The organism is Bradyrhizobium sp. AZCC 1610 (assembly GCF_036924515.1).
GTDB lineage: Bacteria > Pseudomonadota > Alphaproteobacteria > Rhizobiales > Xanthobacteraceae > Bradyrhizobium.
The window spans coordinates 509,844-524,527 of record NZ_JAZHRR010000001.1 but is presented as its reverse complement, the minus strand read 5'-3'; the positions used below and the strand labels follow the sequence as shown (position 1 = coordinate 524,527).

The following is a 14,684-nucleotide window of genomic DNA, read 5'->3' as shown; positions in this document are numbered from 1 at the left end:
GAGATGCAGGGGCATCAGGATTAATGGGCAAGATCACAGGTTTTCTCGAGATCGACCGGAACGAGCGCAAGTACACGCCGGTCGCCGAGCGCGTGAAGCATTACCGCGAATTCGTCATTCCCCTGAGCGAGAAAGACACCCGCGACCAGGCCGCGCGCTGCATGAATTGCGGCATCCCCTATTGCCACGGCACCGGTTCGGTGGCGCCGGGCACGCCGGGCTGCCCGGTCAACAACCAGATCCCCGATTTCAACGACCTCGTCTATCAGGGCAACTGGGAAGAAGCCTCGCGCAACCTGCACTCGACCAACAATTTCCCCGAGTTCACTGGCCGCATCTGCCCCGCCCCGTGCGAAGCGTCATGCACGCTCAACATCGACGACAACCCGGTCACCATCAAGACCATCGAATGCGCCATTGTGGATCGCGCCTGGGACAATGGCTGGCTGAAGCCGGAGATTGCGCCTGCAAAGACCGGCAAGAAGGTCGCGGTCATCGGCTCCGGACCCGCGGGACTTGCGGCTGCGCAGCAGCTCGCGCGCGCCGGCCACGACGTCCACGTCTACGAAAAATTCGCCAAGGCCGGCGGTTTGCTCCGTTACGGCATCCCCGACTTCAAGATGGAAAAGCACATCATCGACCGCCGCGTGGCGCAGATGGAAGCCGAGGGCGTGACGTTCCATTACGGCGTCCATGTCGGCGGCACCTCGCAAGGTGCGATCGATCCGCGCGAACTGCTCAACCTGTATGACGCAGTCGCCTTGACCGGCGGCGCCGAAGCCGGCCGCGATCTGCCGATCCCCGGCCGCGACCTCGACGGCATCCATTTTGCGATGGATTTCCTGCCGCAACAAAATCGCCGTGTCTCCTCCGAGCCGCTCGGCGACGCCAAGGACATTCTCGCCGAAGGCAAGCATGTCGTCGTGATCGGCGGCGGCGACACCGGTTCGGACTGCATCGGCACCTCGTTCCGGCAGGGCGCAAAATCCGTCACCCAGCTCGAAATCATGCCGGCGCCGCCCGAGCACGAGAACAAGGGCGTGACCTGGCCGAACTGGCCGTTGAAGATGCGGACCTCGTCGAGCCAGGCCGAAGGCGCCAAGCGCGAATACGCGGTGCTGACGCAAAAATTCTCCGGCGAAAACGGCAAGGTGCAGAAGCTGCACTGCGTCCAGGTCGACGACAAGTTCAAGCCGATCGCCGGTACCGAATTCGAACTCGAGGCGCAGCTCGTGCTGCTCGCCATGGGCTTCGTGCATCCGGTGCACGAGGGCATGCTGAAGACGCTCGCCGTCGATCTCGACCAGCGCGGCAACGTCCGCGCCAATATGCAGGACTACAAGACCTCGCTGCCCAACGTGTTTTCCGCCGGCGACATGCGCCGCGGGCAGTCGCTGGTGGTATGGGCGATCCGCGAGGGACGCCTGTGCGCGCGGGCGATCGATCAGTATCTGATGGGGACGACGACGCTACCGCGGTAGTGAGAAGCGGGACGCAACTGTCATGCCCGGACTTGATCCGGGCATCCATCAATCTTCATCAGACTCTTGCGAAGCGATGGATTGCCGGGTCAAGCCCGGCAATGACGAGGTGGGCACATCGCGCCGCTCAGTGCTGCAGCCTCACGCCCATCATCATCACCGTCGATGCCGTGCTGTTGCCGGGCTGGTTCGAATCAAGCCAGTCCCGGCGCAGCGTTCCCTTGAGCCAGATGTTGCGGTTCAGCTTGTAGATCAGGTCGCCGGACAGCGAGTAGGAACGGTCGAAGCGGTCGTCGCCCTGGTATTGCTGGGTGCCCCAGGTGAATTTGCCGATGGCGGTCAGCCAGCGGCGGAAATCGTGGTCGACTTCGGCGGTGTAGGTGTGTGTCAGCACGCCGGATACGCCGGGCACGGTGGTCTCGTCAATCGAGGTGGTGGCGAAGAATCTTGCGGTGGTCAGCGGCGTTGCGACCCACACCAGCGAGGCCGATGTCAGCAGGCCCTGCAACGATTGCAGCCGCGGATCTTCATAGGTGCGCGCCGCCCAGCCGACCGCGACTTCGCCGGTCAGCATCCGCGACAACTCGAAGCTGGTGCCGGCCCTGACGTTGCCGCCGCTGGAATTGCGCTGATAGCCGCTACGATCGACCAGAAGGTCGTGCGAGCGGATATTGCCCACGATTTCGCCGAACGGTTTCAAGCCCGGCATCAGGTCGTAGCTGACGCGGCCGAGGCCGCCGTACTGATTGTAGTTGCGGTCGTCGTTGCTGGTCGAGGTGCCGTCGGTCAACTCTGAGTACTGATAGATGGTGCGATCGACCTCCGCGCCTGCGGAAAGCTGCAGGCGGTTGAAGTTCTGATCGACGCCAAGCGTGCCGCCGAACGTCGCATAGACCGGATATCTGGACAGGCCGGCCTGCACATTCGGGCTGCCGGGATTGTCGGTCGCGACGCGCAATCGCGCCTGGCCGAGCAGGCGGGTGTCGTGGGTGACATCGAGACGACCATCGACATGGCCGATGAAGTCCGGACGGTCGATATTCGTGGGCGCCGACGACACCACGCCGTCCACCGGCTGAAAAGTGTTGGTGTAGCCGGTGAAGGAACCCCTGAGGTCGGCGACAACGGCGTGGCGCTCCCAGTCGGAGAATGCAACGAATTCCGGTGCGATCACATAGAACGGCGATCCCCGCGGCACGGACGTTCGCGCGGGATTGGTGTCGTAACCGCCTCTGAGTTCGACCGCGGATTTGATCAGGAAACCGCCGGCGTAATCGCCGACCGCGCCAAACGGATCGTCGTCTATCCTGAGGCGCTTGCGCGGCGGCTGTCCCATCACCGTGCCCGCCATCGCCGGCGGGATAGGCGTTTTGTGCGCCGACTCCGACGGGGGAATCGAAAGCCGCAACCGCGTGTTCGACGCAATCGGCGGCGGTGGGCTACCCGGACCAACCGGTGGCTTCGGCTTCGCCTGCCCCGGATAGTATTTCGGCTTCTTGCGCTTGCGGTTGAGCGAGTCGTAGCCGGAATCGGCAGCGCCACTCGCGGCCGGCAGACCGTATTTCGGGATCTGTCCGATCCGCGACAGCGCGGGCCTGTCACGCTCCTGCAGCTTCGGACTATTGAGCGGATCGTTCGCCTCGGCCGCGGTCCGGCGCAGCGGCGAATCCGGCGACGTCACCTGGCTGGTGCGGTTTGAGCTGAACAGGTCCGGCGTGACGATCTGCGCCTCGGTTGCGGTTCCGGTCAGGACGATCAGCACTAGGCACGGCAAGGCTGCGCGAAAGACGCGCGCGCGGCTATTCCGGCCGGTTACTGGCCCCGCCCTCACGAAAAGAAATACTCCAACAAAAACAGATATTTGAACGGTACGCACCGAGCGCTCGCGGGAGCACGTCGTTAATGGAGTTAAAACAATTATGGTTAATGAGCCGTTGAGAGCCGTGCCGCGCACGTCGCATCGCCGGGCAGGCCATGCTATGGACGGGTTTGCGGGCGCAGCGCCCTCCTCCCCTGGGACAGACATGGCCAATCCGAAACCGCTGATGGCAAAATCATCCGGCACCGAAACCGCTGACGCCGCCGTTCAGTCGGCCCTGCGCACGCTCGATGCGGAAGGCGGCGGGATCGCCGCGATCGCGGCGGCGCTGCAATCCGATCTCCGCACGCCCTTTATCGCCGCCGCCGATCTGATCAAGAACGCCAAGGGCCGGCTGATCGTCACCGGGCTCGGCAAGTCGGGCCATATCGGCCGCAAGATCGCCGCGACCTTCGCCTCCACCGGCACGCCGGCGTTCTTCGTTCATGCCGCCGAAGCGAGCCATGGCGATCTCGGCATGATCACGGCCGACGACGTCATCCTGGCGCTGTCCTGGTCGGGCGAGCAGCCGGAGATGAAAAACCTGATCAGCTACGCCGTGCGGTTCCGGATTGCCGTGATCGCGATGACGGCGGAGCGGGAATCTTCGCTCGCCAAGGCGGCCGACGTCGCGCTGACGCTGCCAAAGGCGCGCGAGGCCTGTCCGCACAATCTCGCGCCCACCACCTCCTCGCTGATGATGCTGGCGCTCGGCGATGCGCTGGCGATTGCGCTCTTGGAAGGCCGCGGCTTCACCTCGATCGACTTCAGCGTGCTGCATCCGGGCGGCAAGCTCGGCGCGCTGCTGAAATACACCCGCGACCTCATGCATTCCGGCGACGCCGTGCCGCTGAAGCCGCTCGGCACCAAGATGTCCGAGGCACTGGTCGAGATGACGTCGAAGGGCTTTGGCTGCGTCGGCATCGTCGATGTCCGTGGACACCTCGCCGGCATCGTCACCGACGGCGATTTGCGTCGCCACATGGGGCCCGATCTGATGACGGCCACCGTCGACGAGGTGATGACGAGGAATCCGAAGACGATCGACCGCGACGTGCTGGCCGGCGAGGCGCTGGAAATCCTCAACTCCTCGAAGATCACGACGCTGATCGTCACCGACGCCGGCAAGCCGGTCGGCATCGTGCATCTGCACGATTTCCTGCGCGCGGGCGTGGCGTAGCTCGTAGGTCTCGTAGGTGGACAAAGGCGCTCTTGCGCCGTGCCCACCACCCGTCGCGCGAAAGACGGTGGGCACGCTTCCGCTTTGCCCACCCTACGGCTCCGTCACTCCGGAAACCGCGCCGCCTTCTCCTCCAGCGGCAGCGCCAGCCCGTTCGCGAGATATGACACCGTGCGGTAGAATCCGCACAGCAGGATGATCTCGAATATCTGCGCCTCATTGTAATGCGCCGACAGCGCCGCGAATTCGGCCTCGTTGAGGGTCGCGCGGTCATGCAGCGCGTCGACGGCCGCGATCAGCACCTGCTCGGCCTCCGACCAGCATGCGTCTGTGGCGGCGCCGCGCACGGTGGCCCTGACCTGTTGTTCCGTCAGGCGCGCGGCGTCAGCGAACGTCGTGACATGCACGCCCCATTCGTACTCGCACCTCGTTCGCGCGCAGGTACGGTCGATGACGATCTCACGCTCCCGCAAGCCGAGCGGCCCGCGATCCAAGAGGCTGCCAGCGCGGAATTTCTCCCAGGCGCGGGCGTTGCCGGCCATGACGCGAAACAGCACCAGCGGCGGCGCGCCGCGCATGATGCGGTCGAATTGCTCGGCAATCTCTGGTGCATAGGGCGGCTGCAGCGGCGCGATGCGCGGCGTGGTCTGGGACACGGCGGGCTCCTGTACTACAATAAGCGTAGCACGCTACATAATCTGTAGCAAAACGCAAGAGGGCTTTCGATGGCGAAACAGGCCGATATCGCCTCGAAACGAGCCGAGCGCGGCTCCAGAACGGGCCGGCCGGTCATGGCGCTACTCGATCTGCTCAGCCGCCGCTGGACCTTGCAGATCGTCTGGGAGCTGCGCGATGGCCCGCTGACCTCGCTGCCCTGCGCGCCGCCTGCGGCGATGCCTCGCCGACGCTGATGCAGGCCCGGCTGTCGGAGAAGCAGGCGAATAGCAAGCTAGGCCGCCGCCACCGTCAGGCTCGCGCCGTCGACCTGCACGACCTTGACGCGGCTGCCGGCCGGCGCGTCGGGGCCGGCGACGCGCCAGATCGTGTCGTCGATCCGCACCGTGCCCGTCCCGTCAACGATCGGCTTTTCCAGGGTGAATTCGCGGCCGATCAGCGCCTCGGTCCGCTTGTTGAGAAACGGATTGCTCAGGCTGCGGCTCCCTTCGCTGCGCGCAAAGTGCCGCCACGCCGGTACCGCGGCAACCGCGAACACCGCGAACAGCAAGAGTTGTGTTTGCCACGACGGGTTGATCGCAAACGACAACAGCCCGACCAAGAGCGCCGCGAGCCCGAGCCAGAACATGAAGACACCCGGCGCGAGCAGCTCCAGCGCCATCAGGACGAAGCCGAAGATCAGCCAGTTCCAGGTGCCTAACGTAGAGAACATTTCGGTCATGACACGAACCTCTAATCAAACAATATGACCTTCCGGATCCGCCCCTATCGCTGCGGCGCGACCGGCGGCGGCGTCGGGCCGGTGTTCGGCACCGAGGACGTTCGCCGTGCGGCTGCCGCTGACGTCGCGGTTTCGCCGAAGGTCGCCTTGGCGATCTCGCCGATGCCGGCCAGCGATCCCAAAATGCTCATCGCTTCGATCGGCAGCATGACGATCTTCTGGTTCGGCGAATCCGCAAGCTGCCCGAACGCCTTGATGTACTTGTCGGCGATGAAATAGTTAAGTGCGGCGACGTCGCCCTTGGCGATGGCCTCGGAGACCATCTGCGTCGCCTTGGCCTCGGCTTCGGCGGAGCGCTCGCGCGCTTCGGCGTCGCGGAACGCAGCCTCCTTGCGGCCCTCGGCCTGCAGGATCTGGCCTTGCTTGGCGCCTTCCGCGCGCAGGATTTCCGACTGGCGCTGGCCTTCCGCCTGCAGGATGTCGGCGCGCTTGACGCGCTCGGCCTTCATCTGCCGTCCCATCGCTTCGACCAGGTCCGCCGGCGGAACGATGTCTTTGATCTCGATGCGATTGACCTTCAGCCCCCACGGCGAGACGGCGGCATCGACCACGCGCAACAACCGCTCGTTGATCTCGTCGCGATGCGACAGCACCTGGTCGAGATCCATCGCGCCCATCACTGAGCGGATATTGGTCATGGTCAGCACGATGATGGCCTGATCGAGATTGGATACTTCGTAACTCGCCTTGGCGGCATCGAACACCTGGTAGAAGGCGACGCCGTCCACCGTCACGGTGGCGTTGTCCTTGGTGATCACCTCCTGCTCGGGAATGCTGATCACCTGCTCCATCATGTTCACCTTGCGGCCGACGCGGTCGAAGTAGGGAACGATGATGTTGAGCCCCGGCGCCAGCGTGCGGGTGTATTTGCCGAACCGCTCGATGGTCCAGTCATAGCCCTGCGGCACCGTCTTGACGCCCGCAAACAGCGTGACAATGACGAGCAGAACAAAGGCAATCGCGAAGATGTCGAAACCGCTCATAAATCCCCTCCAAAGCCGGCAAGATGCGTTGCCGGGCGCCATCTCTTTTGTCAGCAACGCCGCGACGCCGGTTCAGCCGGCTGTTCTCAAGTGATGGTTATATAGCTGGGGAACGGCTTGGCGGCCACCAGATGTTCTCTGGTCCGAACGGCGGTAAGCTATCGGCAAATTTTCAGGAAGCTATATCCATCCTTGGAGCTCGCGCAAAACGAGCTGGCGGATGACGTCCATGCCGGGGTCGCTGTCGTTGAGGCAGGGTATGGCGGAGAATTGCTCGCCGCCATTGTGCTTGAAGATCTCGGCATTCTCGTGCGCGATCTCCTCCAGCGTCTCCAGGCAATCGGCGGAAAATCCAGGCATCACGACAGCAATGCGTTTCACACCATCTTTCGCCAGTTTTTCGATGGTCTTGTCGGTATAAGGCTGCAACCACTGGTCGAAGCCGAAGCGCGATTGAAATGTAAGAATCAGTTTTGCGGCATCAAGGCCCATGCGCTGGCGCAGCGCCTCGGTTGTTGCGATGCACTGCGCCTGATAGGGATCGCCCTTGTCGACATATTTCTGCGGCATGCCGTGAAACGACGCCACGATCAGCTCGGGCTGAAACGGCAAGGTCGCCAGATGCGCTGATATCGAGACCGCGAGCGCCTCGATGTAATCGGGATCGTCGTAGTAAGGCGGGCTCACCCGCAGCGTCGGCTGCGCGCGCATGCCGGCGAGTGCACGAAACACCTCGTCGCCGACGGTCGCCGAAGTCGCCGCGGAATATTGCGGATAGAGCGGCACCACCAGCAGGCGATCGCAGCTTTGCGCAGCCAAGGCATCGATGCGCGAGCGGATCGACGGATTGCCGTAGCGCATCGCCCAATCGACCACGACGTGGTCGTGATCTGCGATCGCCTCGGCAAGCTTCTCAGCCTGCGCACGCGTAATCGTCTTGAGCGGGGATTCGTCTCTCTCGGCGTTCCAGATCTTCTGGTAGTCGCGTGCCTTGCGGGCAGGACGCACGCGCAGAATGATGCCGTTGAGGATCAGCTTCCATACGAGGCCCTGATCCTCGATCACACGCGGATCAGAGAGGAATTCCTTGAGGTAAACCCGCACGCCGCGGGCGTCGGCAGTGTCAGGCGTGCCGAGATTGACCAGCAGCACGCCGACGCGCTGCGGCTGGGCTGCCGATGCCGGCTTTGGATGTCCAATGGGGGCGGCCGCGGTCATGATTTCGATGGCTTCGCGCGTTGCACTATCCTTGTCAAGATAATGGCGGGTTCGATACGCTTTGCCCATATCCTGCGGGCGGGAGGAACCATGACGGTCGCCGAATGGTGCGTTTTCGGAACGCTGATGCTGTATTTGCTGACGATCGCCTCGGTCAAATGGGCCGGGCATCGCCATTTCGACAATGCCAAACCGCGCGATCCCACCTTCTACGAGGACGCGATCCGTGCCCGCGCGCTCGGCGCCCACCAGAACGGCATCGAGGCGTTTCCGTTCTTTGCGGTCGCCGTGCTGCTGGCGGAATTCCGCCTGGGGCCGCAGCACCTGATCGACGAGCTCGCGGTTCTCTTCCTGATCGTGCGGATCGCCTATGTCTTCACCTATCTCGGCAATCGCCCGACGCTGCGCTCGATTCTCTGGAGCATCGGGTTCGCGATCAACATCGCGATTTTCTTTCTGCCGGCGATCAGGGGTTATCTGCCAGCGTAAGGTCGTGACATGAAGCCTTGAAGACAATGAGAGGGCATGCATTCGCGTTGTCGCGGCGCGGGCAGGTTTTGCCGTCATTTCCGGGCGTGCGAAGCAAGAGCTATGGCGGGGGTCGGGCTCTCCGGAGGACCTTGAATTCCCGGTTCCCCGGCGATATCTAAGGGATACTTGTGCTACAATAGAGCCATTATGCCAAAGCAACAGATCATGCGAGTTCTGGGAGCGGCGATCGTTCTGATCGCGCTTTCGTTCGCGCCGTCTGTTGCCCAGGCCCATGCCGGCCATCAGCACCAGGCATCCGTTCATGACGGCCAGGGCCAGGCGGCCTCCCAAGTCGCATCTCATGAATCCGAACGGCCGGCCACGCCTGCATCGTTGCAGCAGGCTCAGTGGAAGCAGACCGGGACGCCCCCGGCTTCGGACCGGAATTGCACCGGCGACTGCTGCTTGTCCGCATGCGCCGCCTGCTGCGCGGCCGGGTTGCCTAGCCCTGTGGCGTTCGTCGCGTTTCCCCGGGTGATAACGCGTGTTGCGTTTGCCCCGTCACAGATGTGGCCAGACCGCGCGCCCGAGTCGCTCAGGCGCCCTCCCAGATACTTCATCTGAATCCACCGAACAATGAGTTTGCGAGGCATGCCGCGTGCTGCCCGCAAACGACGGCAATTCAGATTGAAGGACTACCAGTATGCTTTCCCATTTTGGGCGTGCCCTGCGTGCTCTAGCGGTGACCGCAGTTCTATGCGCTGCTATCGCGCCCGCTTCCGCCCACGAGGGCCACGACCACGAGGAACAGCAGCCCGTGTCGGCAGGCGCGCTGCCACGCGGCGAGGCTGATTCCGACGCGTTCGAGATCGTTGCGATTGCCCGCGGCGAAAATCTCGAGATTTATCTCGACCGGTTCGCCACCAACGAGCCGGTGTCCGGTGCAATCCTTGAAGTCGAAACCCCCGATGGTTCCGTCAAAGCTACGGAGGGTGCCGATGGCACATACCGGGTGGCAGCGCCGTGGCTGGCAAAGAGCGGACGCGCGGACCTGATCTTCACGGTCACGGCAGGAGACGCCACCGACATTCTGCCGCTGACGATTCAGACGGCGCCAGGCGCCGCGCAAAGCGCGGCACAACGCGATCCGGCTCCTGGCGGGTATATCAACAAGGTTTCGATTTTTCTCGTGCTGGGCGGCGCGCTCATGGGGGCGCTGCTCTCTGCCATCGCACTGCGCGGTGGGCGCAGGACAGCAGCCCTTGTTGTGATGTTTTCCGTGCTCATGGGTGCGCGCGCGCCGGAAGCGCATGAAGGCCACGGCCATGAGGAAGAAAAGGCGCAAGTGGCCATCAACACCGTCTCAGGCGAGCGCGCCCAGCGCCTTCCGGATGGAGCGGTTTTTGTGCCCAAGACGGTGCAGCGGATATTTGCGCTGCGGACGCTGCTCGCCGAAAACGCCGAGCACAGGAAAGTCACTGAACTTCCGGGGAGGATCATTCCCGATCCCAATGCCAGCGGGTATGTGCAATCCGCCGTCGGCGGCCGTCTTTCCGCGCCGCCGGGCGGCTTTCCCCGATTGGGCACGCGGGTGAAGCAAGGCGACATCCTCGGCTATGTCACGCCGCCCATTGCGGCGATCGATGTTTCCGACATGCGGCAGCGCCAGGGCGAACTCGATCAGCAAATCTCGATTGTTGAGCGCAGATTCGCGCGTTACGAGCAGCTCGCGCCGTCGGGCGCCATATCGCGCACCCAACTTGAGGACACGCGGCTCGAGCTGGAAGGGCTGCGCGAACGGCGCGCATCGATCGATAAATCACGTCGCGATCCCGAAGCGCTGATCGCGCCGGTTGCAGGCGTGATCGCCGAAGGCACCGCCGTGGCGGGCCAGATCGTTCAGCCGAGCTCCATCGTCTTCAACATCATCGATCCGTCGCGGCTGTGGGTCGAGGCGCTGAGCTTCGAGAGCCTCGAACCGTCCCGCGGCGCGCGGGCGTCGACATATACCGGCAGGAACTACGACCTTGTCTATCAGGGCACCGGCTTTGCCGATCGCAGCCAATCGGTGCCGGTGCATTTTGCCGTGACCGGCGACACGGCAGGCCTTAGGGCCGGCCAGTTCCTGACGGTGCTGGTCACGACCGATGATACAAAGGAAGGCCTTGCGGTGCCGCGCGGCAGCGTCGTTCGCGGCTCAAACGGCCAGGATTTCGTCTACGAGCACATAGCCCCCGAGCGGTTCATGGCGAGGAGCGTGCGCACCGAACCGCTCGACGGCGATCGTGTGCTGATCGTGTCCGGTTTCACTCCCGGCAAGCGGATCGTGTCGCAAGGCGCGGACCTTCTCGATCACGTACGCTGAAGAGGCCCGTTCATGTTCACATTCCTGGTCAGCGCCTCGCTCCGCAATCGCTTTCTCGTTCTTGCGATGGCGGGCATCCTGGTTCTTCTGGGCGCCTATACCGCGCGCCAGTTGCCCGTCGATGTGTTTCCGGACCTCAACCGTCCGACCGTTACCATCATGACGGAATCCGAAGGGTACGCCCCGCCGGAAGTCGAGCAGCTCGTCAGCTTCCCGATCGAAACCCAGATGAATGGCGTGCCGGGCGTCAGCCGGGTTCGATCGGTCTCGGGCATCGGGCTTTCGATCGTCTACGTGGAGTTCGATTGGGGAACCGATATCTTCCGCAACCGCCAACTGGTCGCGGAACGTCTCGCGCAAGTGCAGAGCCAGCTGCCCTTGAACGTCACCCCGCAGATCGGCCCCATCAGCTCGATCATGGGTCAGATTCTCCTGATCGCGGTGACGTCGAAGACGGCATCGCCGATGGAGGTGCGCGAGATCGCCGACTTCACGATCAGGCCCCGGCTGCTCGCGATACCCGGTGTCGCGCAGGTCATCCCGATTGGCGGCGAGGTCCGTCAGTACCGGATTGCGCCGCTGCCTTCTGCGTTGCGCGCGCTCGGGGTGAGCTATGAGCAAATGGAGCAGGCGCTCAGGCAGTTCGGCACCAACACCGGCGGCGGATTCACCGACCAGAATGCCCGCGAATTCCTGATCCGGAATATCGGGCGCACCACGAGCCTGGAGGACCTGCGCAACATCGTCGTTACCACCATCGAAGGACGCCCCATCCTGCTGCGGCAGGTGGCGAACGTCGAATTTGCGCCCAAGGTCAAGCGCGGCGACGCCGGCTATATGGGCAAGCCCGCCGTGGTCGTCTCGGTCGAGAAGCAGCCCAATGTCGACACGGTGAAGTTGACGCAGCAGATCACACAGACGCTCGCGGAGCTGGAGCCCAGCCTGCCGTCCGGCGTAAAGGCCAACGAGATCATATTCAGGCAAGCGAGTTTCATCGAAAACTCGATCCAGAACGTCGAGCGGGTGTTGCTCGAAGCCGCCCTTGTCGTGGCCGCCATCCTGTTCGCGTTCCTTCTCAACTGGCGCACGACGGCCATTTCGCTCACCGCGATCCCGGTCTCGATCCTGACCACGGCCATCATCTTCAAGCTGCTTGGCCTATCGATCAACACGATGACCCTGGGCGGCCTTGCGATCGCCATCGGCGAGCTGGTCGATGACGCCGTTGTCGATGTCGAGAACATCTTCCGCCGGCTGCGCGAAAACAGGGAGCAAGGCAGTCCCCGGTCCGTGTTCGACGTGGTGGTTTCGGCATCCAACGAAGTGCGGTCGGGCATCGTCTACGCCACGATGATCATTGTCCTCGTGTTCGTGCCGCTGTTTGCGCTTTCGGGCATCGAGGGGCGGCTGTTTGCACCGCTCGGCCACGCCTACATCATCTCGATCCTCGCGAGCCTGTTCGTTTCGATCACCCTCACCCCGGTGATGGCCTATTACCTGCTGCCGGGGATGAAACGCCTCGCGCAACAGGAGAGCTGGCTGGTCCGCAAGCTCAAGTCTGTGAACCATGCGGCGCTCGGGTTTGCCTTCGCCCACAAGGGATTGCTGCTCGGCGTCACGGCGCTGGCAGTGCTGGGCGCCGGTGCGGGCGCACTCGGCCTGAAGCGCGCGTTCCTTCCGGCCTTCAACGAAGGTACGTTCACGATCAATATTGCGTTCAACCCCGGCGTTTCACTTTCCGAGTCGACCCGGGTGGGCTCGATCGCCGAGCGCCTTCTGCTCGATGTGCCGGAAGTGATCAGCGTCGGAAGGCGCACGGGGCGCGCGGAACTGGACGAACACGCGGAAGGCATCCATTCGTCCGACCTCGAAGTCGATCTCAAGCGCTCGCAGCGGCCGAAGCCGGAGATCGTCGCGGACATACGCTCCCGGCTTTCGGTGCTGCCGCTCTCGGTCAATGTCGGGCAGCCGATCTCGCACCGGCTCGATCATCTGCTCTCGGGCGTCCGTGCCGAGCTCGCCCTGAAACTGTTCGGCGACGACCTCGACACGCTGCGAAACAGCGCCGAAGAGCTCCGCCTGCGGCTCTCGAAGATCGAAGGCATCCAGGACCTGCAGGTTGAGAAGCAGGTTCGGATTCCGCAACTCGAGATCCGCGTCGATTATACGCGGGCCGCTTTGTACGGCGTGCAGCCCGGCGCCGTGACCGATCAGTTGTCGCGCCTGTCGAGCGGACGCGTCATCTCGCGCGTGGTCGACGGCTACAAGCGCTACGACGTCGTCATGAGGCTGCCCGACCGGCTTCGCACGACGGAGAAGCTCGGCGACCTCCTGATCAAGACTCCGTCGGGGTGGATACCGGCGCGTCAGATCGCGGATGTAAAGGAGACCGATGGGCCAAATCAGATCCTGAGAGAGAACGGCCGCAGGCGCATCGTCATACTCGCGAACTCGGACGGCAAGACCGACATGGCGGAGATCGTGCGCCGCATTCGCGCGGAACTGGACGCGGCGAGCCTCCCGCAGGGCGTCACCACGAGCCTTGAAGGCACATTCCAGGCCCAGGAGGAAGCCAGCCGCAGAATCGGTATCCTTTCAGTTGTTTCCCTGGCGCTGATCTTCGCGATTCTCTACAGCCGCTACCGCTCCGCCGTGCTGGCCGCGATCATCATGGGCGGGGTGCCGCTGGCGCTGATCGGTTCGGTCGCGGCGCTGGCGCTGACCGACCAGCCGCTGTCCGTCGCCAGCATGGTTGGCTTCATAACGCTGGCGGGGATCGCGACCCGCAACGGCATTCTCAAGATCAGCCACTACATCAATCTCGCTCTTCGAGAGCAGATGGAGTTCGGGCCGGCGCTTGTCATCCGCGGAAGCCTCGAGCGCATGACACCCGTCCTGATGACCGCGCTGTCCGCGGGGCTGGCGCTATTGCCGCTGCTGATCGCGGTCGACGAGCCCGGCAAGGAGATCTTGCACCCGGTCGCCGTGACGATCTTCGGCGGACTTGTCAGCGCGACGTTGCTCGATGCCCTGATCACGCCCGTGCTGTTTCTCATGTTCGGCAGGAAGCCGCTGATGCGGCTCATGCAACGGCAGTCCGAGGAGCACCTCAAGGATCATGCCGCTTCACATTCCTATTAATCGTTGAAAGGAGACTACGCATGAAGTTCCGATATCTCACCCTCGGCATTGCCTTGCTGGCCGGCCTGCCGGCCTACGCACACGAGCCGAAACCGTCCCATGGCGGACGTCTCGCCGAAGCCGGTCCATACCATGTGGAACTCGTCGCGAAGGGCACGGCGATTGAAATCTTCCTCATCGGCGAAAACGACAAGCCGGTTGATCCGAAAGGCTTCAAGGGCGTCGCTATTTTCAGCCTGGGAGGAAAGGCCGAACGCATCCCGCTCGCGCCTTCGGAAAAGAACAACCTGAGCGGAACAGCGGCCACGGCCCTGCCGGCCAATCTCAAAGGGGCGGTTCAGCTAACGGCGCCGAACGGCAAGACTGCAACGGCGCGATTCGACTAACGCCGCCAGACGCCGCGCTCGCACGCCGGTAATGACGCAACTCCCTCCCCGTCATTGCGAGCGAAGCGAACAATCCAAATCTCGCTTGGAGAAAAATGGATTGCTTCGTCGCTTCGCTCCTCGCAATGACGTGGATGGGCCCGAA

At 63.4% G+C, this 14,684-nt stretch carries 11 protein-coding genes and 1 pseudogene; 7 read left to right on the top strand and 5 right to left on the bottom strand.

The window, feature by feature from the left end; genetic code table 11:
- Positions 1 to 23: 23 nt before the first annotated feature.
- Positions 24 to 1,481, top strand: coding sequence for a glutamate synthase subunit beta (locus V1279_RS02575; protein ID WP_334432161.1), 1,458 nt, complete (start codon positions 24 to 26; stop codon positions 1,479 to 1,481).
- 127 nt (positions 1,482 to 1,608) lie between these two features.
- On the opposite strand, the gene V1279_RS02570 is transcribed toward V1279_RS02575, so the two are convergent.
- Complete coding sequence (locus V1279_RS02570) at positions 1,609 to 3,312, bottom strand: outer membrane beta-barrel protein (protein ID WP_334432159.1); 1,704 nt, start codon at positions 3,310 to 3,312, stop codon at positions 1,609 to 1,611.
- A 193-nt stretch (positions 3,313 to 3,505) separates the two neighbouring features.
- On the opposite strand from V1279_RS02570, the gene V1279_RS02565 reads away from it, so the two are divergent.
- Positions 3,506 to 4,519, top strand: a complete 1,014-nt coding sequence (locus tag V1279_RS02565; RefSeq protein WP_334432156.1) for a KpsF/GutQ family sugar-phosphate isomerase — start codon at positions 3,506 to 3,508, stop codon at positions 4,517 to 4,519.
- Positions 4,520 to 4,623: 104 nt separating this feature from the next.
- On the opposite strand, the gene V1279_RS02560 is transcribed toward V1279_RS02565, so the two are convergent.
- Positions 4,624 to 5,175: a carboxymuconolactone decarboxylase family protein gene (locus tag V1279_RS02560; RefSeq protein ID WP_334432153.1), complete on the bottom strand. Its 552-nt coding sequence runs from the start codon at positions 5,173 to 5,175 to the stop codon at positions 4,624 to 4,626.
- Between the two features lie 69 nt (positions 5,176 to 5,244).
- Here V1279_RS02560 and V1279_RS02555 point away from each other — a divergent pair.
- Positions 5,245 to 5,450 (top strand): annotated as a pseudogene (locus V1279_RS02555) (winged helix-turn-helix transcriptional regulator); the annotation flags it as partial.
- Positions 5,451 to 5,468: 18 nt separating this feature from the next.
- Here the strand turns inward: V1279_RS02555 and V1279_RS02550 are convergent.
- The 3 genes from V1279_RS02550 to hemH form a co-directional block, all read right to left on the bottom strand.
- Positions 5,469 to 5,915 (bottom strand): NfeD family protein, encoded by a 447-nt coding sequence (locus V1279_RS02550; protein ID WP_334432151.1) that lies wholly within the window; start codon positions 5,913 to 5,915, stop codon positions 5,469 to 5,471.
- 44 nt (positions 5,916 to 5,959) lie between these two features.
- Positions 5,960 to 6,958: an SPFH domain-containing protein gene (locus V1279_RS02545; protein WP_334432150.1), complete on the bottom strand. Its 999-nt coding sequence runs from the start codon at positions 6,956 to 6,958 to the stop codon at positions 5,960 to 5,962.
- Positions 6,959 to 7,138: 180 nt separating this feature from the next.
- The gene (gene hemH, locus V1279_RS02540) at positions 7,139 to 8,176 is read right to left on the bottom strand and encodes a ferrochelatase (RefSeq protein ID WP_334432149.1); all 1,038 of its coding nucleotides are present in this window, start codon (positions 8,174 to 8,176) and stop codon (positions 7,139 to 7,141) included.
- 90 nt (positions 8,177 to 8,266) lie between these two features.
- Here hemH and V1279_RS02535 point away from each other — a divergent pair, with 90 nt between their 5' ends.
- The 4 genes from V1279_RS02535 to V1279_RS02520 all read left to right on the top strand — a co-directional run bounded on the left by V1279_RS02535 (position 8,267) and on the right by V1279_RS02520 (position 14,539).
- On the top strand, positions 8,267 to 8,665 hold the full coding sequence (locus tag V1279_RS02535; protein ID WP_334432147.1) for an MAPEG family protein: 399 nt from the start codon (positions 8,267 to 8,269) through the stop codon (positions 8,663 to 8,665).
- Positions 8,666 to 9,350: 685 nt separating this feature from the next.
- The gene (locus V1279_RS02530; protein ID WP_334432145.1) at positions 9,351 to 11,012 is read left to right on the top strand and encodes an efflux RND transporter periplasmic adaptor subunit; all 1,662 of its coding nucleotides are present in this window, start codon (positions 9,351 to 9,353) and stop codon (positions 11,010 to 11,012) included.
- Positions 11,013 to 11,024: 12 nt separating this feature from the next.
- Positions 11,025 to 14,153 (top strand): efflux RND transporter permease subunit, encoded by a 3,129-nt coding sequence (locus V1279_RS02525; protein WP_334432143.1) that lies wholly within the window; start codon positions 11,025 to 11,027, stop codon positions 14,151 to 14,153.
- Positions 14,154 to 14,206: 53 nt separating this feature from the next.
- Positions 14,207 to 14,539: a hypothetical protein gene (locus V1279_RS02520; RefSeq protein ID WP_334432140.1), complete on the top strand. Its 333-nt coding sequence runs from the start codon at positions 14,207 to 14,209 to the stop codon at positions 14,537 to 14,539.
- Positions 14,540 to 14,684: the final 145 nt, after the last annotated feature.

Bases quoted from the DNA above. Each gene is read 5' to 3' on its own strand.
- V1279_RS02530 (WP_334432145.1), top strand. From the start codon at position 9,351: ATGCTTTCCCATTTTGGGCGTGCCCTGCGTGCTCTAGCGGTGACCGCA.
- V1279_RS02535 (WP_334432147.1), top strand. From the start codon at position 8,267: ATGACGGTCGCCGAATGGTGCGTTTTCGGAACGCTGATGCTGTATTTG.
- V1279_RS02545 (WP_334432150.1), bottom strand. From the start codon at position 6,958: ATGAGCGGTTTCGACATCTTCGCGATTGCCTTTGTTCTGCTCGTCATT.
- V1279_RS02575 (WP_334432161.1), top strand. From the start codon at position 24: ATGGGCAAGATCACAGGTTTTCTCGAGATCGACCGGAACGAGCGCAAG.
- V1279_RS02550 (WP_334432151.1), bottom strand. From the start codon at position 5,915: ATGACCGAAATGTTCTCTACGTTAGGCACCTGGAACTGGCTGATCTTC.
- hemH (WP_334432149.1), bottom strand. From the start codon at position 8,176: ATGACCGCGGCCGCCCCCATTGGACATCCAAAGCCGGCATCGGCAGCC.
- V1279_RS02525 (WP_334432143.1), top strand. From the start codon at position 11,025: ATGTTCACATTCCTGGTCAGCGCCTCGCTCCGCAATCGCTTTCTCGTT.
- V1279_RS02565 (WP_334432156.1), top strand. From the start codon at position 3,506: ATGGCCAATCCGAAACCGCTGATGGCAAAATCATCCGGCACCGAAACC.